Origin of the sequence: Facklamia miroungae (assembly GCF_012396555.1) — a bacterium.
GTDB lineage: Bacteria > Bacillota > Bacilli > Lactobacillales > Aerococcaceae > Facklamia > Facklamia miroungae.
Genome location: NZ_JAAXPS010000002.1, coordinates 256,196 through 278,066, shown reverse-complemented (window position 1 = coordinate 278,066; position 21,871 = coordinate 256,196). Strand labels below are relative to the sequence as shown.

Below are 21,871 nucleotides of genomic sequence, written 5' to 3'. Positions count from 1 at the left end.
AAAAAAGCCTCTAGAATTTCTTCTAGAGGCATATGGTTATACGCGGTACCACTCTAATTCACCTTAACAAGTTTTATTAAGGTCTCAAATTGATAACGCAGTTGCCTACGTGATGAACTACTCATTTCATTCACCCAACATACTAAAGTGCGGTTCAATTAATTGAAACTCATCGGCTCCCATCATCCCGACTTGCTAGTGAGTTTCGCATAATTTACTCTCTTTAAGATTTAATTATTAATTTTGTCTCATTGTATATTAGATTCGAGAAAATGGCAACACCTTATTTTTGAATAATTGTTCCTGAGTCACTTTCGATTAGCGCTTGAAGATTTTCTAACGAAGTAATAACCGCTTTACCATGATCAGTATTTTCAACAAAGGCAATAGCTGCTTCTACTTTCGGTAACATTGAACCTGGGGCAAATTGATCTTCTTTAATATATTCTTTCAAACTTTCAATTGAAACTTTTTCTAGTTTTTCTTGATTTGGTTTATTGTAATTAACATAGACATAGTCCACACCCGTTAATACGATAAACAAGTCTGCACCAAGGTCATTGGCTAATTTTTGCGAAGCAAAATCTTTATCAATTACGGCTTCTACGCCTACTAACTGACCATTATCTTCAAGAACTGGGATTCCGCCGCCACCTGTAGCCACCACGACGTTTCCTGCATTTACTAAAGTTGCGATTGAGTCGATTTCTTTAATCGCTACCGGTTTCGGTGATGCAACAACTTTACGCCATCCTCGTCCTGCATCTTCTTTAAAGCTAGCGTTCGTTTCAGCCATTTGTTGTTTGGCTTCTTCTTCACTGTAGAATGGTCCGATTGGCTTAGACAAGTTTTCAAAAGCTGGATCATTTTTGTCCACTATCACTTGAGTTACTAGACTAACTACTGGTTTTTCAATACCGAGTTTATTTAATTCATTTTGCATAGCGTTTTGTAACCAATAGCCAATTGACCCTTCAGTCATCGCAACTAGAGAATCTAACGGGAAAGCAGGGTTTTTTTCTGAATCCGCGGCGATATTCTGCAACAATAAATTACCTACTTGTGGGCCATTACCATGTGTAATGATCACTTCATCACCATTTTGAATTAATTTAACTAAATGCTTAGCTGTTTCTTTCAAAGCATCCTTTTGCGCTTGTGCACTTGGGTCAGAAGATAAAATGGCATTCCCACCTAGTGCAACAACTATTTTACGTTTTTCCATATATTCAATCCTTTCATTAGGCCTTAATAACTAAAGCCTTCAATGCATGTGCATAAATTTCCATTGTTTGATAGAAATTATCAAGTGGCATTCTTTCATCTACTTGATGCATGGTGTCAGCTACTCCTTCTTGAAGGGCACCAAATGCTACGCAATTTTTCATAGTTCTGGCAAAGGTAGCTCCACCAGAAGAGATCGGTTCTGTCATATCACCTGTTAAATCACGATAAACTTTTAGTAAAGTTGTGACTAATTCGGAATCAACAGGTACATATAAAGAAGCTAGATAATCAAACTCTTCGTATTCAAGTTGATATTCTTTAGCTGCTTTAGTCAAAGTTTCCACCAATTGATCCTTGTCTGCAGTAACAGGAATGCGCATATCAATTCCTAATTTTGAATGGTTAGCATCCACTTCAAGATTGGCGATATTACAAGTTAAGCTGCCTGAAGCTTCATCTTCCACTTGACCAAAAATACTTTGACCGTTTACATCTTTGGCAAAGTTATCTTTAACAAAGTTTAAAATAGGATGATCATATAATTCAGACATGGCTTCAAGTAAATGCGCTAAAGCATTATCACCTTTTAAAGAATCTTTTGAGTGAACGGACTTACCAAGAACTGTCAAGGTTTCTTCATTCACCTCATATTTATAAGCTAATTCATTTAGAATATTGCTCAATTCTTCTGTTTTATCGCCCTTGTAAACAGCTTTATCAGGAACCACATTTAAGGCCCCTTTATTATTCATTTCAAAAGCATCTGAACCTGGTCCCGTAATATGCAACTGCAAAAGCCCTTTTTCAGCATATGTCAAAGGAAAAGCAGAATCGGGTACAATTCCCATAGAAACTTGTTCTTCCTTTTCGTTATAGCGGTTTAAACCACGCCATAAGTTTTCTTCATCAGTTCCAAAGATAAAACGCACCCGTTTATTTAGCTGATGTCCTTGATCCAATAGAGCTTTTAATGCATACAAGGCAGCAATAGAAGGTCCTTTATCATCCTGAGTACCACGTCCGAATAAGGCTCCATCACGAATATCCATCTCAAATGGAGGGGTTGTCCACTCGGTAGGGTTTAGTGCGGGAACGACATCTAAGTGACATAGAACACCAAACAACTCTTCACCCTGTCCCATTTCAGCGTAGCCATAATAGCCCTCTGGATCAATATAAGTTTCCATGCCCATATCTCGACATGTTGCTAAAGCTAACTCTAACATCTCTTGAATAGGTTGCCCAAATGGCGTTTTGGAGTCATTCTCATCCAAGACAGATGGAATTGAGATCCACTGTTTTAAGGTTTCAATTGCTGGTTTTTGATGATCTTTAGTTAATTGGTAATCCATTCTAACACTCCTTTAAATTCCTAAGTAAGCTCCAATCAGTAGTAAAACGATGGTTACTACAAAAATAATGATAATCAAATTACGCATAAATTTCCACCAAGTTGATAGATCAATATTCGCAATTGCTAAAGCTCCCATTACCACACCTGAGGTTGGTGTAATTAAGTTAACAATACCACTAGCGGATTGGAAAGCAGTTACGACAATACTTTCTAGTACACCGGCAAACTGTGCTAATGGTGCCATAATACCCATCGTAGCCGCTGCTAAACCGGATGTCGATGGAATTAAGAAGGACATAGGGATATAGAAGATATAAGTTAGGACGGTGAAGACACCTTTTGGTAAATTCGCTAATCCTTGTTCTCCCCAATGTAAGACAGTGGCGGTAATTTGTCCATCATTCATAACCACTTGGATTCCACGGGCAACTGCTGCAATTAAAGCGACTGACATTAAATCTTTAACTCCGGCAATGAACACTTCTACGAAACGATCTTCTTTAATACCGTAGTATGCAGCAATCACAATAGACATTAAGAAAAATAGTACAGAGATTTCGACTAAATACCACATTCCGAATGGGAGTTCTTCGAGTGACTGACCAATCAAATCACCTAAGAACGGTATACCCAATAACCTTTCGTGGAAGGTACTGAAGAATGTGAAATTCTCATTTAAATCTGCCCAAGGAATTAAAGCTAGAATCATAATGACAAAAGTAAGAGCAAATAGCCATAGGACACCCTTTTGCTTACCAGTTACTTTCGGCATATCTTCTGGGACTTTCCACTTTTCTTTATCTTCTTCCATTTGATCAACAATTAGAGAATTATTCTTATCTGCTAATACTTTCTTAGCATAATTCGAAACATACATTGCACCAATTACATAAGTTACAATTAAGAAAATAAAACGAAGCAACATACCATCGGCCATAGAAATCCCTGCCATGTCCGAAGCAATAGTGGTAGCAAAGGGGTTAACGGTTGAAGATAAAACCCCTAGACCTGCTCCTATTAAAACTACCGCTACAGCTACCAAAGCATCCATTCCAATACCAATCATTAATGGAATTAAAAGAGGATAGAAAGCAATTGTCTCTTCAGCCATTCCGTAAGTTGATCCACCAATGGCGAAGATCGCCATTAAAATCCAGATTAAACCAGAAACATTATTTTTATTGTTTTTAATGGTAGAAGCAATTCCTGCATCAATCGCACCGGTTTCGGTCACAACACCTAGGAATCCACCAACAATCATTATGAATAAAGATACCTCAACAGCTCCTGGTGTTGTTTCAGTACCTAAAAAACCACGAATAGGTGCAGCAAATAAATCCCACAACCCCTGACGTGTACGCTCTACTGTGTGATAAGTTCCAGCAATAAATTTACCATCAGGATCCACATCATAGGCTCCAGATGGAATAATCCAAGTTAAAACAGCAATCACTGCGGTAATAATAAACAGAATCGTAAATGCATTCAGCATCTTTCTTTTCTTCGATTTTTCCATTTTTCTTCCTCCTTCTTTTTTAAAACAAAATCCGATTGCGGTTCATGGCCACAATCGGATTTCATGCCCCGTTTCACATTATAAAAGGGTATTATTATTAAGCTTTAGGGATAAACAAGTTACCATTTGTAACTGCCATAATCGCTTTAATGGAGTGCATACGGTTTTCAGCTTGATCAAATTGACGTGCTTGCTCGCTACGGAATACTTCGTCCGTAATTTCCATTTCACTAATACCAAATTTGTCTAGAACATCTTTACCATATACAGTTTCTGTATCGTGGAAAGCTGGTAAACAGTGAAGAATGATGTAATCACCTTCAATTAAATCGGTTAATTCTTTATTAATTTGATAAGGTTTCAATAAGTTAATACGCTCTTCGAATTTATCTTCTTCACCCATTGATACCCATACATCAGTATATAAAGCGTCTGCATCTTTAACAGCACTCTTAATGTCTGAAGTGATCTCAATTTTAGCACCAGATTCTTTCGCATATTCTTGTGCTTTAGCTACTAATTCTTCATCTGGGAATAATTCCTCTGGAGAAGCGATTGTTACGTTAACACCGATAATTGCTCCTGTGATGAATAGTGAGTTAGCAACGTTATTACGTCCGTCTCCACAATAGACTAATTTTTTACCTTTTAGTTCACCAAAGTTTTCTTTTAAGGTCATATAGTCAGCAATCATTTGTGTTGGATGCCATTCGTCAGTTAAACCATTCCAAACAGGAACGCCGGCATATTTTCCTAGATCTTCAACCATCTCTTGACTGAAACCACGGAATTCAATTCCATCGAACATACTGCCTAAAACACGAGCAGTATCTTCAACTGATTCTTTTTTACCTAATTGAATATCATTAGCTCCTAAGAATTCTGGAGCTGCACCTAAATCGTTTGCAGCAACAGTAAAAGCTGAACGCGTACGAGTAGATGTTTTTTCGAATAGAAGACAAATATTTTGCCCTTTTAGATACTCATGTGGAATACCACGTTTTTTCAAATCTTTTAAATGGATTGAAAAATCAATTAAATAGTTTAATTCATCAGCAGTAAAATCGATCTCTTTTAAAAAGTTTCTTCCTTGGAACATAAATTCCCTCCTATAATTTAAATATATTAATGATTAAGTTTAAATGTCTTCACGAACGAAAGGCATTGACATACAACGAGGACCACCACGACCACGTACTAATTCACTACCTTCAATTTGGTGAATCTTGATGCCGTTTTCAATCAATAATTTGTTCGTAACGGTGTTTCGGTTATAAACAATTACTTCACCAGGAGCAACAGTTAAAGTATTTGCCCCATCATTCCATTGCTCACGAGCACCTGCAACAATATCATCGCCACCACAACGAATTAAAGTGACTTTATCTAAACCTAAAGCTTCGGCTAAAATATCTTCTAAAAGTCCTTCTTTTTTAGCTACTTTAATTTCACCATTTTCACCTGGTGTCACTGAGAAGACTTGTAATTCTCCTTCAATTTCAGGGTGAATTGTAAATTTGTCGTGGTCAATCATGGTAAATACAGTATCTAGATGCATGAACTTACGATTGTTATCGATTAAGAAAGCTAATACTTCTTTAAATTCAGTTTCTTTGAACAAATTACGAGCTAATTTTTCAATCGAATATTTATCGGTACGTTGAGAAATACCTACAGCTAAAGTATTCTTAGATAAGACTAGTTCATCTCCACCCTCAATACGAGTGTCTTCATCACGTTCATAATATAATGCTGTTCCCTTATATTCTGGGTGATGTTTGAAAATGTATTTTCCATATAAAGTTTCACGATTACGTGTATCTGAATACATATGATTTAAGGAAACACCATTGCCCATTGTTGCAAATGGATCACGTGTGAAATATAAGTTTGGCATTGGATCAACTAAGAAAGGATAGTTTGAAAGCAATTCATCAAAACCATTTGATTCATGCTTAATCTCACTCTTTTTGAATCCTTCCATTGTTTTTAATACCATTTCATAGGTATCTTCCATGTCCATCAAATATTTTTTAACATCGTCATAATTTTGACCAGGTTCTAATCCGGTTTCAGCCATCCATTCATCAATGAACTGCTCCTTCAAACCTTCAGCGTCAATGGCCTCGGCTACAAGTTTTTCAAGATAAAGAACTTCTACACCTAGGCTTTCTAATAGTTTAGCAAAGTCATCATGTTCCTTTTGCGCAGCTTCAAGATAAGGAATATCATCAAACAATAAGCGTTCTAGATAGTCTGGCATCAAATTTTCTAATTCTTTGCCTGGGCGGTGAAGCATTACTTTTTTCAAGCGACCAATTTCAGAATTAACATTAATACTGTGAGACATTTAATTTCCTCCTTAATTATTTGTTAACTCTATTGTAACATAAACAAGAAAACGTTTACGTTAAATTAATCACTTTCACGACTTATATTATTCACATTATAAATGAGAGATTCGTCACATATTACATATTTTGCATTTAATCTAGTCAGAACCTTTTAATTTTAGATGCAATTCCGCCAATTGATCCATAGATACAATACTTGGGGCATCAGTTAAGAGATCATGCCCCCGTCCATTTTTTGGAAAGGCAATGACTTCACGGATATTAGGTTCTTGTGCGAGAATCATTACTAAACGGTCTAATCCTAATGCAATTCCGCCATGAGGAGGGAAACCATAGTCCATTCCTTCTAATAGGAAACCAAATTGTTTCCTTGCTTCCTCATCAGTGAACCCTAACAATTCAAACATCTGATCTTGCATTTCCCGCTGATATATTCTTAAAGATCCTCCTCCCACTTCATAACCATTTAAAACAATATCATAAGCTTTCGCTTTAGCATCTGCAGGGTTTTCTTTTAAAGCTTCAACATCATCATTTTGTGGTGCTGTAAAAGGATGGTGCATAGCCACATATCTTTGTGTTTCATCATCATATTCGAATAGTGGCCAATCAGTCACCCATAAGAAAGCTAATTCAGCCGTATCATATAAAGCGTGTTTCTTGGCCAAGTGATTGCGTAAGGCTCCTAAGGAACTAGCTACGACATCTTTTTGATCGGCTACAAAAAACAGAATATCTCCTTTTTCAGCTTCTAGTCTTTTTTTAATTAAAACTTGATCTTCACCATTAAAAAACTTAGCAATTGGCCCATTAAAACCATCTTCTAAAACCTTGACCCATGCTAATCCTTTGGCTTTATATGGCTTCACGATGTCTACCAATGCATCAGCTGTTTTACGTGTATACTCATCAGCTAATCCTTTTAAGTTTATTGCTTTAACTTGCCCGCCGTTAGAAACGGTATTCTTAAAGACCCCAAATTCGCTCGTTTTAGCCCATTGCGATAGGTCTTTCAATTTCATATCAAAGCGAATATCTGGTTTATCTGTACCATATTCTTCCATTGCTTGAGCATAAGTCATTGTTGGAAACGCTTCTTGAATTGATATTCCTCGTGTTTCTTTCACAACTTCTTTTAGCATTTCTTCGATATAACCTTGAATTTCCCTCTGACTTAGAAAGCTCGTTTCAATATCGACTTGTGTAAATTCTGGTTGTCGGTCTCCACGTAAATCTTCATCACGGAAACATTTAACGATTTGGTAATAACGGTCTATTCCTGCACCCATTAATAATTGTTTGAACAGTTGTGGCGATTGAGGCAGTGCAAAAAAGGCTCCACCTTCCCGACGCGTTGGTACTAAATAATCTCTAGCTCCTTCTGGTGTTGATTTGGTCAACATAGGGGTTTCAACATCAATAAAGCCTCTTTCATCTAAATAATTACGTATGGTTCGTGTCACTTTGTGACGTAAACGGATATTGGCTTGCATCTTTGGTCGGCGCAAGTCTAACATACGATTCCTTAGACGAACTTCTTCATCCACATCAAGATCATTTTCAATATAAATTGCTGGTGTTTTAGCTCTTGAGTAGATAGTTAAAGAATTTGCGTATAACTCATAACGACCCGTTTTAATTTGTGGATTAATTTGATCATCTGCGCGTTTGGCTAACTCTCCTGTAACTTCAATAATATATTCTGAACGAATTAGATTGGCTAATTCAAAATCTTCTTTTGAAAGTCGTTCCGTATTAAAAACGACTTGACAAAAACCTTCACGATCCCGTAAATCAACAAAGATCAGACTACCCAAATCTCTTCTTTTTTGTACCCATCCTTTCAATGTGATTTCTTTACCAAGATATTGATCATTCACTAACCCGCAATAAACTGTTCTTTCTGTCATTTTATTCACCTCTAAAATATTTATCGATTACACTAGTATCTGTTGTTAGGCGACGGTATACACCATAAAAATCATCGTATAGGTCTTCTTTTGAGATCTCTGTTTCAATTCCTGTTTCTTGATTTTTTATAATTACTTGTTCTGAATTTACTTCTTGATCACCTAACATAATAGTTAACTTAGCCTTTAACTTGCCCGCTGTTTTAAATTGAGATTTAATACTTCTAAATAAGTAATCTCTTTCAGCGATCAAACCTGCTTGTCGGGCATTTTGTACTAATTCCATTGCTAATTGATTTACGGATGCATCGCGACATAATATGTAAAGATCGACTGGCTCATAGTCCGGGATCGAAACAGCTTGTTGATCCATTAACAATAACAGACGTTCGATACCTAATCCAAAACCAAAGCCTGGTTTTTCGGGTCCCCCTATCTGCTGGACCAAGCCATCATATCGTCCTCCACCACAGACGGTTGATTGAGCTCCAATTTGATTGTCATCGACTACAAACTCAAAAATGGTATCTTGATAATAGTCTAAGCCTCTAACAACTTTATCATTAACTTCAAAAGGTATGTTTAGTCGTTTTAGCATTAACTGGACCTGATCAAAATGTTCCTTACTTTCATCTGACAAATAATCCAAAATACTAGGTGCTTCTTTTACAAAACGTTTATCTTTAGGATCTTTTGAATCTAAAACACGTAGAGGATTATCATGTAATCTCTTTTGAGAATCTTCACTTAATTCATTAAAATGCGGTTCTAAATACGCAATTAAAGCTTGACGATAGACTTGGCGATCAGCTGGTTTTCCTAAAGAATTGATTTGTAATGATATCTCTTTTAAACCTAATTCTTGGAACAATTGCCAAGCCAGACTGATAACTTCCACATCCGTCGCTGGATTTTCTGAGCCAAAAACTTCTACTCCTAACTGATTAAATTGGCGTTGACGACCAGCTTGAGGTCTTTCATATCGGAAATAGGGTCCCATATAATAGACCTTAAATGGCTGGGCATGTTCTGGACCAAATAATTTATTTTCAATATAAGCCCTTACTACACCAGCGGTTCCTTCTGGTCTAAGACTAATGTGTCTTTCACCTTTATCAAAAAAATCGTACATTTCCTTAGAAACAATATCCGAACTGTTCCCGACAGACCTCGAAAATAAATCATAAGCTTCAAAGATCGGTGTTCGAATTTCACGATATAGATATTGATCAAATAAATCGCGTGCTACATCTTCTACATACTGCCAACGATGAATTTCTTGTGGCAAAATATCCACAGTGCCCTTCATTTTTTGAATCATTTTACTCCTCCTAATATAAAAGCGTCCTAAGTTCTCACTTAGGACGCAATAACGTGGTACCACCTATTTTCGCAGTGCATATACACTACCTCTTAATTGTAACGTGATTAACGGAATAACTTTTCATTATTCTTCTCCATAGTGTCTTCACTCTTGAATGCAACTTTTCACCTTGTGTTGCTCACTGTTTGTTAAGAGTTACTTGTCTATTTCAGCGAATTAAATAATTAGTTATGTTCAGATTACTCAATGGTGAAGCATTTGTCAAGCTTATAAATACTCTTATTAACAAAATATACCATCCAATTAACAATCTGATTACTATTGTGTGACAGTCGTTTTAAAATTTGACTTTTGCTGGATACAATCAATTATAATAAGCTCAGCAAATGGATAGGGAGGGTAAAAATGTTATTAAGAGAGCCTACAATTAAAAAAATTCTACAACACAAACAAATCGTTGCTTTCTTTTTCACCTTTACTATCTGTATGGTCTCTTTCTGGTGTATTTACAGTCTCAGCAATTTGCAGGTTCTTCAAATTGAGCGCCAAGGTGTATCTCTTCATCCCTTTCCTACTACTAATTCTGACATCTTAACTGAACTTAAGCCTCATTCATCATTCGAAGTGATTCAAGAAGAAGGGGGTTGGATTAAAGGCCGTTATCAAGGCAAGTTTGAAGGTTGGTTGCCAACTTGGTTATTGAATAATAAGCATTTAAAGTCCGATCAAAATTTAGCCGGAGTATTTAAACAATCTACCGCTATCTTTCAAGAACCTGATTCAAAAACGCCCGTTGTCTCGCAGATTGCCCAAGATAGTTTAATACCAATTAGTTATGTTGAAAAAGATTGGGCCCTAGTGAATTATCAAGGCAGACCTGCCTTTGTTGAATTAAATAAGCTTGAATTAATTGATCGCCAAGAAGCAGAAGTGATAATGGCAGAAAAAGAAGCCAATAAAAGTGCTTTAAATGAGAAACAAAAAGCAAAAGAACGTTTAAAAAACATTGTGGTTATGCGTGATAAAGAAGGTTACTTACTTGAAGAAGCTGACAACTTATCCAATATTATTTATCAAACAGACTTTTTACAAGAATTTACCAAGCTTGATTACATTGAGTATAGTCCACAAGAATCCTATTATTTAGTCGAAGATTCTCAAGGGATCAAAGGTTACATTAATTCTTTTTCTCTTTCTGAACCCATCTATTCACTTGACCACCGCTACTTACCAATTAATCATAAATTAGCACAAGCCACCATTATGTTAGATCCTGGGCATGGCGGAGAAGATCCTGGCACGATCAGTACGGATCAACAACACTTTGAAAAATCTTTCACCTATAAGATCGCACATGTTCTAAAAAATACCCTCGAAGCTTTCGGTGCTACAGTCATTATGACGAATGAACAGGATCAATTTCTAGATCTTTCAGAAAGAGCGCAAATAAGTAATCATAAACAACCCGATTTGTTTCTCTCCTTACATTTCGACGCCTCCTATGATACCGATCTTAAGGGCATCCGCACTTACTTTTATCATCTGGAAGACGAAGAGTTCGCTAAAACACTCCATAATGGTTTTAATACTGCCAATCGACCTGATTTAGGTGTAGAGTATGGGAATTTTCAAGTTTTACGAGAAAACACTGTGCCTGCTGTACTATTAGAGCTAGGTTATATAACGAATGCCGAAGATTTAGAATTGATGTTAACAGACGAATACTATCAAGTTTTAGCAGATTCAATTACAGACGGTCTCGTTAAATATTTTAATCAAATTGAAAATCAACACACAATAAATAACCCTAATCGATAAACAAAAAGCTTATCGATTAGGGTTATTTGATATTACTCTTTTGAATCCAAAATAATCGTCACTGGTCCTTGATTGATTAATTCAACTTGCATATCCGCTCCAAAAACACCAGTTTGTAATGGAATATCTTGCATTACTAATAAATGATTAAAATAATTGTATAATTCTTCAGCTTGGTTTGGTTTTGCAGCATTTGTAAAGCTAGGCCGATTACCTTTTTTACAAGAAGCAAAAAGAGTGAACTGGCTGATTGAAAGAATACTTCCCTCAATGTCTCTTAATGATAAATTCATTTTACCAGCATCATCTTCAAAGATACGCATATTGATTATTTTCCTCACACAATATTCACAATCTTCAAAGGTGTCTTCAGGTCCAAAACCAACCAATAATAACAAGCCTTCTTGAATGGCTCCAACATTCTTGCCATCAATTTTAACCTTAGCTTGGCTTACTCTTTGTATTACTACCTTCATACTGCCTCCTAATTGACTTGTCGCTCTACTTCATAGACATCCGGAATGTTTTTTAATTTTACAATTAAGTCTTGTAATTGCTGAGTATTAGCAACTAATACTTTTAAATTAATAATTGCTTGACTTTGATCATCAATACGGCCATTGACACCTTTTAAATTTTTTACTGTATGGTTTACAACGTGTAAAACATCATTAATCATACCTGAACGATCAAATCCGATTATTTGAATTTCTGTTTCATACTCATGTTGATCTTGATCGTTTTCAGCCCAATGAACCGCAATTGTACGATCAGCTATTTCTATTTCACTTAATAAATTGGTGCAATCTTTCCGATGCACAGAAATACCCCGTCCTCTGGTAATATAACCTACAATCTCGTCCCCTGGCACCGGATTGCAACATCTACTGAGTCGTATCATCAAATTATCAACACCATCTACCACGACACCATTTTCATTGCCTGATTTGTTTTTATGAGCTTCATTCTCTCTATCTTTAGAAATTATATTCGTTAACTTTTCAACTTTATCAATTTTCTTAATATTCCAAAAATGTAAGATCGAGGTTGGTGAGATTTCACCTAGGCCTACTGAAGCATAAAGATCTTCAATATTATTAAAATTGAATCTTTCAAGCAAATCTTTTTCTTTGTTCTTTTTCAACTCTGCTTTTAAGGAAGTGTCATTTTCTTTAAGAGCTTTTTCTAAAAGTTCTTGTCCAATTTCACTATTTTTCTCACGTTCTTGCATCTTAAAGTAGCGTTTGATTCGATTGCGCGCTTTAGAAGTCTTAACAAATTTTAACCAATCGCGACTGGGACCGACTGAACTAGGATTTGTTAATATTTCAACAATATCACCGTTTTTCAAACGATAATTTAAAGGAACTATATTCCCATTAACTTTAGCACCGACCGTTTTATTTCCAATTTCTGTATGGATATGAAAAGCAAAATCAACAGGTCCAGAACCAAGTGGCAATTCAAAGACGTCCCCTTTAGGTGTGAAGATATAGACTTGATCCTTAAAGACATCTTCCTTAATAAACTCCATAAATTCACTCGCATTTCCAGCGTCATCTTCATACTCAACGATGTCGTGGAACCATTTCAATTGTTGTTGGATATTATCGCGTGGCTGCTCATCCACTGTTTTTCCTTCTTTATATGCCCAGTGAGCTGCCAAACCATATTCAGCCACTTCGTGCATGAGATGAGTTCTGATTTGAACTTCAACTGGTTTGCCTTGTGGTCCAATAACAGTCGTATGAATCGATTGATACATATTCGCCTTAGGCATGGCAATATAATCTTTAAAACGACCGGGCATCGGCTTCCATTTAGTATGAATTATCCCTAACACACCATAACAATCTTTTATGGAATCCACTAATACACGTACAGCTAACAAATCATAAATATCATCAAAATCTTTGTTTTGATCAACCATCTTACGATAAATCGAGTAAATATGCTTGGGTCTCCCATATACGGTTGATTCCATTGATAGTTCTTCGATGGCATCCTTAATTTGATCAATCACTACTTGGATATAGGCTTCACGTTCATCACGTTTTTGGTCCATTTGGTGAACAATATCATAATAAGCTTGTGGGTTTATATAGCGTAAAGAAATATCTTCCAATTCCCATTTAATAACACTCATACCAATGCGTTCTGCTAGAGGTGCATAGATATCTAATGCTTCTTGAGACTTTTCAATCTGTTTTTGCGGTTTTTGGAACTTTAACGTTCGCATATTATGTAAACGGTCTGCCAACTTTACCATCACTACTCGGATATCCTTAGCCATTGCTATCAACATTTTACGATGATTTTCAGCTAATTGTTCTTCTTTACTTTGAAATTTAATTTTTCCGAGTTTGGTCACACCATCCACTAAAAAAGCAACTGATTCTGAAAATTCTTCTCGAATTTTTTCTAAAGTATAATCTGTATCTTCAACAACATCATGTAAAAAACCAGTAGCTACTGTATCAGGATCTAATTTGATGTTAGCTAGAATACCTGCTACTTGAATGGGATGATTAATATAGGGTTCGCCAGAGAGTCTTTCTTGTCCTTCATGTGCCTTTGTAGCTACTGCTAGAGCTTTTTCAACAAAAGCAACTTTAGTATCATTCATGTAAGATCGACATATCGCGATAACTTCTTCTCCAGTATATATATCATTTCTGCCCATATTATCACCACGCCTTCTCTATAATTTTTCTACTATTATAACTTAAACACTTACAATAAAACAATACTTGTCTTTTCAGGGAAATAAATCAATCACTTTTGCTTTTATATAGAGATGATGCTAAAAAACAACTGGTCAATAGACGCAGTTGTTTTCAAAATTTATTCAGATACAATTTTAATTCCTTTAGAAGCTCCGATGCGACTGGCTCCTGCTTCTATCATCATCAGTGCAGATTTTTTATCGCCAACCCCGCCTGAAGCTTTTACGCCCATTTCTTCACCTACAGTAGATCGCATCAATGCAACATCTTCTTTAGTAGCACCTCCGGTAGAAAAACCAGTCGATGTTTTAACGAAATCAGCTTTTGCCGTTTTAGCTGCTTGACAGGCTTTAACTTTCTCATCATTATCCAACAAACTTGTTTCAATGATGACCTTTACTATAATATTTTCAGGTACAGCTTGAACAACTTGACGGATATCTTCTTCTACTTTTTCCCAATCTCCAGCTTTCGCTGCTCCGATATTAATAACCATGTCAATTTCGTCCGCTCCGCTTCCTACTGCCTCTTTGGCTTCAAATACCTTGGTAGCAGTAGTGGTTGCTCCTAAAGGAAATCCGATAACAGTGCAAACTTTAACTTCTGAATCTTTTAAAAGTTCTTTAGCATAAGTCACCCATACTGGATTAATACAAACCGACATAAACTCATATTGCAGTGCCTCTTGACAAATTTGTCTTATCTGGTCTGATGTTGCATTTGCATTTAGTATTGTATGATCAATGTATTTATTTAACTTCATTTTCAAACTCCTTTTCAATTTCAGTGACATAGGAAATAACACTCAACAAATAAATAGGTGCTGTTTCAGCACGTAAGATTCTGGGTCCTAAACTACAAGCTTGGAAACCATGTTCTATTAAAAAATCTACTTCTTCTTGATCCAAACCACCTTCAGAACCAAATAACATAACAACTTTTTGATTCTTAATAAGCTTTTGCATTATTTTAGCTAATAAATGGTGTTCTCCGTCTTTAGCTTTCTCTTCAAATGCTACTAATTTAAAATCAAAATCTTGGTATTGAGCAACAAATTCTTTTAAATTCATCAGATCTTTAATTTTAACTTGTTTCAAACGCTTCGACTGCTCAGCTGCACTATCAGCAATTTTTTGCAATCTTACGATTTTCTTACCTGCCTTACTGTGATCCCATTTTACTACATCTCGTTGTAAAGCTAAAGGTTGAAAAAAACTCATGCCACATTCTGTACCTTTTTGAACGATTGTATCTATCTTGTCATTTTTTGATAAGCCACAGGCAACAACTACCTCAACTGGTAGTTCGGTTTGACTTTGTTTATCGCTCACCTCATAAGATACTTCTAGTAATGCAAGATCATTTTGTTTTTCAATATATTTCGCGAGGTATTTTTTATGATTATGAACGACCAGTAATTGCTTATTATGCCTAGCTCTCAAAACATTAATCAAATGATGACTGTCGGCTTGATTCAAATATACTCTATGACCAGGTTCTAAAATTTGATTTTGATCCTTAATAAAATACTGATGCATAATCTACTCTTTCTTTTGAGCTATCATTCCAGCCCAATCCTTGAAATAATTAATTTGAATAATATCCCACTGTGCTTTTGGTAAAGACGCTACTACTTGTTGAGCCTTTTCAGCTAAAATGCCTCCTAAAATGAGGTAACCATCTTTTTCGAGTAGTCGATAAGCATCGTGGTAAAGATCGGTTAAAATATGGGGTAAAATATTAGCCACAATAATGTTCGCTTGATCCTGAACACCTTTTAAAAGGTCATTCACTTGAAAACAAATGGCAGGATGTTCATCCTGTGAATAACCTGCCTTCTCCCATTTTTGGTAAGTCAAGTTTTTTTCAGCTGCCGCTATTGCTTGCGGATCCAAGTCATAACCTTCAACTTTATGAGCACCAAGAGCAGCAGCAATTAAAGCGAGGACACCCGATCCTGTTCCAACATCATAAACTTTCTCTCCGCCTCGCATGACCATTTCTAATGCTTGAGCACCTAATTGTGTCGTTGGGTGGTCGCCCGTTCCAAATGCTACCCCGGGATCCAAGTAAATGATCTTCTCATCCACAAATTGTGGCAAATAGTTTTCCCACACGGGAACTACTTTTATAAAGCGGGAAATTTCTTGAACATGATAATTTTTCATCCAATTTTTTTGCCAGTTTTCAATGACAATTGGCGCTTGTTCCCAGCTAAAGTCAAAATATAAGTTGTCGATTAAAAAATTATTAAATAAATGCTTGTCAATTGCCTGATCAAAAAACCCAACAAGTCGACTCTTTTTTCTTTGGTCACTGGCGGATGGCTCTAAAGGGATTTCTCCGAAGAGGTTCTCTTTATTTTCTAAATAGCCTTCAACATTAATGACCTGAACCCCTTTAGCTCCCCACTCAAATAACAAATGAGAAGCATAGTCTATTTGATCTGGTTTTTTTGTTTGAAGATAAATCGTTACTTGAGTCCAATTGGTCATTTTACTCCCTCCTTTTTAATACACTAACACTATTATACAAGTGTTCTTAACCACATTATGGAGGACTATCGAATATTTTTCAATCAAAAGAAGCTAATTTTTCATGATTAAGTCTAGCTATTTTTACAAGGGCATGTCATAATAGTGGATAGACTTTTGGTTATTTTTAAAATATTTTTTGAAATCTCCAACTGAAAAGGATAAAATAGAAATTAGTATCCTGTTTTTTTATAAAAGCTGATAAACGAGGTGAACTTCATGGCAGAAAAAAACTTAACAGCAAAAGACATCTTACAGAAAGAATTTTCTCGTACCATGCGTGGCTATAACGCTGCTGAAGTCGATGAGTATCTCGATAGTATCATACGTGATTATGATTCTTATCAAAAAGACGTTGTCTTTCTAAAAAATGAAAATGAACGACTCATTGCTAAAATTGATGAGCTAACCAAGCAATTATCTCTCGCAAAGAAAAATGTTGCGACTACTCCAGGCTCTGGTGTTACAAATTTTGATATCCTAAAACGATTATCCAATTTAGAAAAACATGTTTTTGGCGCAAAAATTTCAAACTCTGACTCTACTCAAAACTAAAAACATAGTAAATTTCAGGTAATCGCGGTCAATTAATTTGGCTGAGGAAAGTCCATGCTCGCACAAGCTGAAATGCTTGTAGTGTTCGTGCTTAGCGAAACAATAAGCTAAGGTAGCCTTAAGGTGAACGGCGAGTGAAAATTCTAAGGCTTAGCTAAGAATCAGTAACTTATAAAGTGCCACAGTGACGATCCTTTTTGGAAACAAAAAGCTGAAACGCGGTAAACCCCTCGAGCGAGCAACCCAAATTTGGTAGGGGCACTCTCTAAATGGAAAAATGCTCAAGCATTGGTCAACCATAGGAGAGACAAGTTATCTTGTAGATAGATGATTACCCTTTATTTATTCTTGCCTATGGAATAAATATTGACAGAACATGGCTTATCGAAATTTACTAAAATAGGTATTAATAGATGCAGACAATCAATAACACGATTCTGAGCCTCCAAGCTTACTGAATCGTGTTATTTTTTAAGAAAGGATAAAAAATGAAAAATTACAATTTAATTGCTACAGCAGCAGCAGGTATCGAGGGCATCGTCAATCAGGAGCTCAAAAAACTTGGCTATGAAACTCAAACTGAAAATGGACGAGTCCGCTTCAGTGGAACTGCTCAAGATATTGCTAAAACAAATTTATGGCTTAGAACTGCTGATCGTATCAAAATTAATATCGCAGAATTTAAGGCCAGTTCTTTTGAAGAATTATTTGATCAAACATATGCAATCGCTTGGGAAGATATTCTTCCTATGGACGCAGAGTTTCCCGTTTCAGGCAAATCTGTTAAGTCTCAACTCTATTCGGTTCCAAACTGTCAACGAATTGTCAAAAAAGCCATTGCTAAACGTTTAATGGATTATTATGCACGTAAAATGCCCCTCAGTGAAACAGGAAATTATTATCCAATTGAAATTTCGCTTCTCAAAGATATGGCGATGATTACGCTTGACACAAGCGGAACTAGTCTTTTCAAACGCGGTTACCGAACAGAAAAAGGTGGCGCTCCCCTTAAAGAAAATATGGCAGCTGCTTTAGTCAAATTAACGACTTGGTTTCCGGACCGACCGCTCTATGATCCTACATGTGGTTCAGGTACCATCTTAATTGAAGCAGCCTTAATGGGACGTAATATAGCTCCTGGCTTAAACCGATCTTTCGCAGCTGAAAAGTGGGAGTTTTTTAATCCCGAAGTATGGCCTCAAGAAAAAGCTGACGCCAGAAGACAAATCAATCATGAAATTGAACTTAATATTTTTGGTAGCGATATTGACGGTAAAATGATTGAAATTGCTAGGCAAAATGCTGAAAATGCCGGTGTTGGACCAGATATTACTTTTAAACAAATGCAACTTAAAGACTACCGTCCCGATCAAGAATATGGTATTTTAATTTCCAATCCTCCTTACGGGGATCGCTTGCTAGACGAAGAAAAAGTACGACAACTCTATCAAGATATGGGAGATGTTTATCGGCCAATGACCACTTGGTCAAAATATTTTCTTTCTAGCGATGACTCATTTGAAAAATATTATGGCGAAAAAGCAAGTAAAAAACGTAAATTGTATAATGGTGCCTTAAAGGTTAATTATTATCAATACTGGTCAAAAAATAAATAAGAGTCTAAGATACTTACCTGCCCTTGCTTATGTAAGGCTTGTTTGGCAGCTTGATCCGCTGCTCGATTTTCTTTTTCGGGGATCCATTTTAAAAAGAGTAAGGGGTATTTGTTCATTTCATTTAAAATAGTGGTGAGCAATACTTTAAAATGTTCTTTTTTGGCATATTGTTTATTAATTGATTGAAAGACTATTTTTGAATCCGTCTTAATTTGAATCAACTGGTTTGCTTTTAAATTTTGTTGCTTTAACCATTGCATAGCTAATAATAACGAAATAAATTCTGCCAGGTGATTATCAGTAATTTTGGCTAAAAAGAATTTATGCGTGTCCACATTTCCCTTGTCAAAAACTAAAAAAGCTAACCCCGCTTCTTTAGTTTTAGGATCAAAAGCCGCATCAATTTGTATCCACATTTGCTTACCACCTTGTCTATCTTTGAAAGGAGTCTCTTGTGACCGATCTCATTCATTTACCAAACAATGACGAAAACTTCTACCGTAAAGCTATCAATGCTTTGGAAAATAACGATCTTGACCAAGCAAATACATTATTAGAAGAAAGTTATCGAATTGAACCTTCTATAAAAGTCTTTAAAGAATTAATTCATCTTAATCTTATTAGAAATAAACCTGACCCTATAAAAAAGCTTTGGAAAGATTTTCTAAGTATTAATGCACTCGAACATTTTGATTTTGAATTAGCTTCACTTTATGTTCATTCTTTACCTCGTCTTTTTGCTCAGCATGAACAACTAATAAAACTTTATGAACTGAAAGATCTTTTTGATCAAAAAGAATGGAACACTACATTCATTATCGACCAAATCCAACAGATTAAACAGCAAGACCAAATTTTGAATGAAATTCAATTCTATTTTGAAAAGAATCAAATAGATCAATTAATTGATAAACTACGCAAACAAACGATTTTTGAGCTTTTAAAAACAATCAAAATTATTTATTCTTTGGATTTCTCAATCAAACATTCTATTTTATCTAAATTATTACTTCAAAAGGAGATCAGCCAGTTTGTTAAGAGTGATATCCTACATCACTATCTATACCAAGATTATCGAATAAAACTAAAAATAGCATGGTTTGGCACAATCGAAACGATTAATATACAGGAATTGTATCCTTATAAAGAAGATCCAACCTATCTGACCATAAAATCTTTGCTAGAAAATTACACGAACGACAACAATCCACATATCTTCGAAGGACTTTTAACGGAAATCAATCTTTTAATGATGGTCTATTATCCCTTCATAGACCAAAAAATAACAGAACCAGTACAATGGTTCAATACTTTTCTAGCTTATTATAATATTGAAGAAGGAGCAACTCCAGATCAAGATACAAATACATTAGATATCTTACAACAAGCGATAAAAGAAATTAAACAATTAGGTGTTTAGCTTTTATAAGACCTAAAGATAATTTAAGTTTAAAAGAAGCAGGTCAAGGCATTGACCTGCTTCTTTCATTTAATCTTCTTCTGTGTACTCATCGTATTCTTTGGTTCCTTTAAGATGTACGGTAGGTTGAGGATCAAGAATGACATGTTTATCCTCTTCTTGAGGTGGTAGAGAAATAAAATCAATAATGTCTTTAAAGTTAACAATTGTCTTATCTTCAATAATATCTTGCATCATTAAATCAGATTCTTGCCAATAGATTTCAACAACTGCGCTATTGGAAAGCAACTTAGTAATTATTCCTGTCATACTACTTTCTCTAAACTTGAAAGTAATCTTATCGCCAATCGCTGGACGTATTGCTAATTTTACTGCTTCAATCATCTCAAGTCCCGTATCATAGTCTACATCTAACAACGAAGCGATACGTGACTTGCTAGTTCCACGTCTTAACTCTTTTTCAATAAGACTTCGTTGCTCTTCTGAAAGTTTTTTCGACACGATATCCCTCTTTCCTTATTCATACCCAACTAATTCAAATAATAGTATACCATATATTTAATGTTTTCCCTAAGCCTTCGTCTTTATTCTTTTCGGCACCCAAATAGAAAGTGCGTGAGCATGAATGGCAATTGTTAATGGCAAGATAGGGCCTTCATCACCATCTATATTTGCCTTGATCGCTTTAGCTTTATTGGAATCGTTAGCTTTTAACTTAAAAGATTTACCCACTAAGGATAGCAAGGAGTCGTTATCTACTTCATGACTTGGTAGACCTTTCTCTTCTATAAATGTCATTAAACTTGATACAGCTAAAGAGCCCTTAAATGCATAAAGATGACCATAGCCATCAAATAGATGATCTTTGGAAAGTATATTTTCCATCCCTCCAACACTACTAGTTAATGTCAATAATAAGAGATTAGTCTGGATTTGATAACTTTCTTCATCATCGACCGTTATTGATAAATCAAAATTTTCTTCTTCAAACATCGCTTTAACGCCGTCAAAAAAATAAGCCAAAGAACCAATTTTGTTTTTAATTTTTGACTCGGTCTCTAATACGGCAGAAGGTATCGCCCCGAGTGCAAGAACATTGACAAAGTACTGATCATTTACTTGTCCAACATCGAGTTTTTTCTGTTCTAAAAAACGGAATTGTTGAATTGCTTTTTCTGGATTGAGTGAAATTCCTAAAGATCTTGCCAAATCGTTAACGGTTCCTAAAGGTAAAAAGGCAAAATGAGGTGGGTGTTGATTCTGCATCAAACCTGAAATGACCTCATTGACTGTTCCATCGCCTCCAAGACAAATAATTGTATCCCTATCCTTTGATGAAGTGGTTTTAGCCCATTCGTATGCATCTTGCGGCTTTTCAGTAACACGTTGCTCTATCTCAACATTGTAACTTTCAATTAAGACTTCTGCTAATTGTTCTGCATAGCTAACAGCTTTTCCCTTACCGGAGCCTGGATTCGCGATAATTAAAATTTTCTTCATTGCTCATCCTCCTTTGA

At 35.7% G+C, this 21,871-nt stretch carries 19 protein-coding genes, 1 other RNA gene and 1 other annotated feature; of the genes, 5 read left to right on the top strand and 15 right to left on the bottom strand.

All coding sequences use genetic code 11. The annotated features are described in order from the left end of the window. Positions 1-283: 283 nt before the first annotated feature. The 7 genes from arcC to hisS form a co-directional block, all read right to left on the bottom strand. A complete protein-coding gene (gene arcC / locus HF969_RS03380) occupies positions 284-1,225 on the bottom strand; it encodes a carbamate kinase (protein ID WP_090289363.1) in 942 nt (313 codons plus the stop codon). Between the two features lie 16 nt (positions 1,226-1,241). After that, positions 1,242-2,579 carry a M20 family metallopeptidase gene (locus tag HF969_RS03375; protein ID WP_090289362.1) on the bottom strand — a complete coding sequence of 446 codons (1,338 nt, stop codon included), beginning with the start codon at positions 2,577-2,579 and terminating at the stop codon, positions 1,242-1,244. Between the two features lie 12 nt (positions 2,580-2,591). Then, positions 2,592-4,097: a YfcC family protein gene (locus HF969_RS03370; protein ID WP_090289361.1), complete on the bottom strand. Its 1,506-nt coding sequence runs from the start codon at positions 4,095-4,097 to the stop codon at positions 2,592-2,594. Between the two features lie 97 nt (positions 4,098-4,194). After that, the gene (gene argF, locus HF969_RS03365) at positions 4,195-5,196 is read right to left on the bottom strand and encodes an ornithine carbamoyltransferase (protein ID WP_090289360.1); all 1,002 of its coding nucleotides are present in this window, start codon (positions 5,194-5,196) and stop codon (positions 4,195-4,197) included. A 39-nt stretch (positions 5,197-5,235) separates the two neighbouring features. Next, the gene (gene arcA, locus HF969_RS03360; RefSeq protein ID WP_090289359.1) at positions 5,236-6,447 is read right to left on the bottom strand and encodes an arginine deiminase; all 1,212 of its coding nucleotides are present in this window, start codon (positions 6,445-6,447) and stop codon (positions 5,236-5,238) included. 141 nt (positions 6,448-6,588) lie between these two features. Beyond that, a complete protein-coding gene (gene aspS / locus HF969_RS03355; protein ID WP_090289358.1) occupies positions 6,589-8,361 on the bottom strand; it encodes an aspartate--tRNA ligase in 1,773 nt (590 codons plus the stop codon). Position 8,362: 1 nt separating this feature from the next. Continuing rightward, positions 8,363-9,682 carry a histidine--tRNA ligase gene (gene hisS, locus HF969_RS03350; RefSeq protein WP_090289357.1) on the bottom strand — a complete coding sequence of 440 codons (1,320 nt, stop codon included), beginning with the start codon at positions 9,680-9,682 and terminating at the stop codon, positions 8,363-8,365. Between the two features lie 36 nt (positions 9,683-9,718). Further along, positions 9,719-9,906 (bottom strand) — a binding site (T-box leader). Positions 9,907-10,090: 184 nt separating this feature from the next. Between hisS and HF969_RS03345 the strand changes: the two genes are divergently transcribed. Further along, a complete protein-coding gene (locus HF969_RS03345; RefSeq protein WP_090289356.1) occupies positions 10,091-11,503 on the top strand; it encodes an N-acetylmuramoyl-L-alanine amidase family protein in 1,413 nt (470 codons plus the stop codon). Between the two features lie 32 nt (positions 11,504-11,535). Here HF969_RS03345 and dtd read toward each other — a convergent pair whose 3' ends face one another. From dtd to HF969_RS03320, 5 genes are all read right to left on the bottom strand, one after another. Beyond that, a complete protein-coding gene (dtd, locus tag HF969_RS03340; RefSeq protein WP_090289355.1) occupies positions 11,536-11,979 on the bottom strand; it encodes a D-aminoacyl-tRNA deacylase in 444 nt (147 codons plus the stop codon). 8 nt (positions 11,980-11,987) lie between these two features. Beyond that, on the bottom strand, positions 11,988-14,186 hold the full coding sequence (locus HF969_RS03335) for a RelA/SpoT family protein (RefSeq protein ID WP_090289354.1): 2,199 nt from the start codon (positions 14,184-14,186) through the stop codon (positions 11,988-11,990). 161 nt (positions 14,187-14,347) lie between these two features. Then, complete coding sequence (deoC, locus tag HF969_RS03330; protein WP_090289353.1) at positions 14,348-14,992, bottom strand: deoxyribose-phosphate aldolase; 645 nt, start codon at positions 14,990-14,992, stop codon at positions 14,348-14,350. After that, entirely contained in the window at positions 14,979-15,767 is a 789-nt protein-coding gene (locus HF969_RS03325; protein ID WP_090289352.1) for an RsmE family RNA methyltransferase, read from the bottom strand. Before HF969_RS03325 ends, deoC begins: the two co-directional genes overlap by 14 nt. 3 nt (positions 15,768-15,770) lie before the next feature. Then, positions 15,771-16,724, bottom strand: a complete 954-nt coding sequence (locus HF969_RS03320) for a 50S ribosomal protein L11 methyltransferase (protein WP_090289351.1) — start codon at positions 16,722-16,724, stop codon at positions 15,771-15,773. A gap of 258 nt (positions 16,725-16,982) precedes the next feature. On the opposite strand from HF969_RS03320, the gene gpsB reads away from it, so the two are divergent. From gpsB to HF969_RS03305, 3 genes are all read left to right on the top strand, one after another. After that, positions 16,983-17,318 carry a cell division regulator GpsB gene (gene gpsB, locus HF969_RS03315; protein ID WP_090289350.1) on the top strand — a complete coding sequence of 112 codons (336 nt, stop codon included), beginning with the start codon at positions 16,983-16,985 and terminating at the stop codon, positions 17,316-17,318. 10 nt (positions 17,319-17,328) lie between these two features. Next, an RNA gene (gene rnpB / locus HF969_RS03310) (RNase P RNA component class B) lies at positions 17,329-17,707 on the top strand. Between the two features lie 99 nt (positions 17,708-17,806). Beyond that, a complete protein-coding gene (locus HF969_RS03305; RefSeq protein ID WP_090289349.1) occupies positions 17,807-18,934 on the top strand; it encodes a THUMP domain-containing class I SAM-dependent RNA methyltransferase in 1,128 nt (375 codons plus the stop codon). Here HF969_RS03305 and HF969_RS03300 read toward each other — a convergent pair. Continuing rightward, the gene (locus HF969_RS03300; protein WP_090289348.1) at positions 18,910-19,350 is read right to left on the bottom strand and encodes a ribonuclease HI family protein; all 441 of its coding nucleotides are present in this window, start codon (positions 19,348-19,350) and stop codon (positions 18,910-18,912) included. The two genes, HF969_RS03305 and HF969_RS03300, sit on opposite strands and share 25 nt — an antisense overlap. Before the next feature lie 38 nt (positions 19,351-19,388). Here HF969_RS03300 and HF969_RS03295 point away from each other — a divergent pair, with 38 nt between their 5' ends. Continuing rightward, positions 19,389-20,354, top strand: coding sequence for a hypothetical protein (locus HF969_RS03295; protein WP_090289347.1), 966 nt, complete (start codon positions 19,389-19,391; stop codon positions 20,352-20,354). A 69-nt stretch (positions 20,355-20,423) separates the two neighbouring features. On the opposite strand, the gene HF969_RS09825 is transcribed toward HF969_RS03295, so the two are convergent. Both HF969_RS09825 and HF969_RS03285 read right to left on the bottom strand, forming a co-directional pair. Beyond that, positions 20,424-20,855 carry a DUF2187 family protein gene (locus HF969_RS09825; protein WP_090289346.1) on the bottom strand — a complete coding sequence of 144 codons (432 nt, stop codon included), beginning with the start codon at positions 20,853-20,855 and terminating at the stop codon, positions 20,424-20,426. A gap of 69 nt (positions 20,856-20,924) precedes the next feature. Beyond that, positions 20,925-21,854 carry a diacylglycerol/lipid kinase family protein gene (locus HF969_RS03285; RefSeq protein WP_090289345.1) on the bottom strand — a complete coding sequence of 310 codons (930 nt, stop codon included), beginning with the start codon at positions 21,852-21,854 and terminating at the stop codon, positions 20,925-20,927. Positions 21,855-21,871: the final 17 nt, after the last annotated feature.

What these genes read in the sequence shown, in the direction of transcription:
- deoC (WP_090289353.1), bottom strand. Translation starts at nt 14,992, where the DNA reads ATGAAGTTAAATAAATACATTGATCATACAATACTAAATGCAAATGCA.
- gpsB (WP_090289350.1), top strand. Translation starts at nt 16,983, where the DNA reads ATGGCAGAAAAAAACTTAACAGCAAAAGACATCTTACAGAAAGAATTT.
- argF (WP_090289360.1), bottom strand. Translation starts at nt 5,196, where the DNA reads ATGTTCCAAGGAAGAAACTTTTTAAAAGAGATCGATTTTACTGCTGAT.
- HF969_RS03300 (WP_090289348.1), bottom strand. Translation starts at nt 19,350, where the DNA reads ATGTGGATACAAATTGATGCGGCTTTTGATCCTAAAACTAAAGAAGCG.
- HF969_RS03305 (WP_090289349.1), top strand. Translation starts at nt 17,807, where the DNA reads ATGAAAAATTACAATTTAATTGCTACAGCAGCAGCAGGTATCGAGGGC.
- aspS (WP_090289358.1), bottom strand. Translation starts at nt 8,361, where the DNA reads ATGACAGAAAGAACAGTTTATTGCGGGTTAGTGAATGATCAATATCTT.
- hisS (WP_090289357.1), bottom strand. Translation starts at nt 9,682, where the DNA reads ATGATTCAAAAAATGAAGGGCACTGTGGATATTTTGCCACAAGAAATT.
- arcA (WP_090289359.1), bottom strand. Translation starts at nt 6,447, where the DNA reads ATGTCTCACAGTATTAATGTTAATTCTGAAATTGGTCGCTTGAAAAAA.
- HF969_RS03320 (WP_090289351.1), bottom strand. Translation starts at nt 16,724, where the DNA reads ATGACCAATTGGACTCAAGTAACGATTTATCTTCAAACAAAAAAACCA.
- HF969_RS03325 (WP_090289352.1), bottom strand. Translation starts at nt 15,767, where the DNA reads ATGCATCAGTATTTTATTAAGGATCAAAATCAAATTTTAGAACCTGGT.
- HF969_RS03335 (WP_090289354.1), bottom strand. Translation starts at nt 14,186, where the DNA reads ATGGGCAGAAATGATATATATACTGGAGAAGAAGTTATCGCGATATGT.
- dtd (WP_090289355.1), bottom strand. Translation starts at nt 11,979, where the DNA reads ATGAAGGTAGTAATACAAAGAGTAAGCCAAGCTAAGGTTAAAATTGAT.
- HF969_RS03375 (WP_090289362.1), bottom strand. Translation starts at nt 2,579, where the DNA reads ATGGATTACCAATTAACTAAAGATCATCAAAAACCAGCAATTGAAACC.
- arcC (WP_090289363.1), bottom strand. Translation starts at nt 1,225, where the DNA reads ATGGAAAAACGTAAAATAGTTGTTGCACTAGGTGGGAATGCCATTTTA.
- HF969_RS03370 (WP_090289361.1), bottom strand. Translation starts at nt 4,097, where the DNA reads ATGGAAAAATCGAAGAAAAGAAAGATGCTGAATGCATTTACGATTCTG.
- HF969_RS03345 (WP_090289356.1), top strand. Translation starts at nt 10,091, where the DNA reads ATGTTATTAAGAGAGCCTACAATTAAAAAAATTCTACAACACAAACAA.
- HF969_RS03285 (WP_090289345.1), bottom strand. Translation starts at nt 21,854, where the DNA reads ATGAAGAAAATTTTAATTATCGCGAATCCAGGCTCCGGTAAGGGAAAA.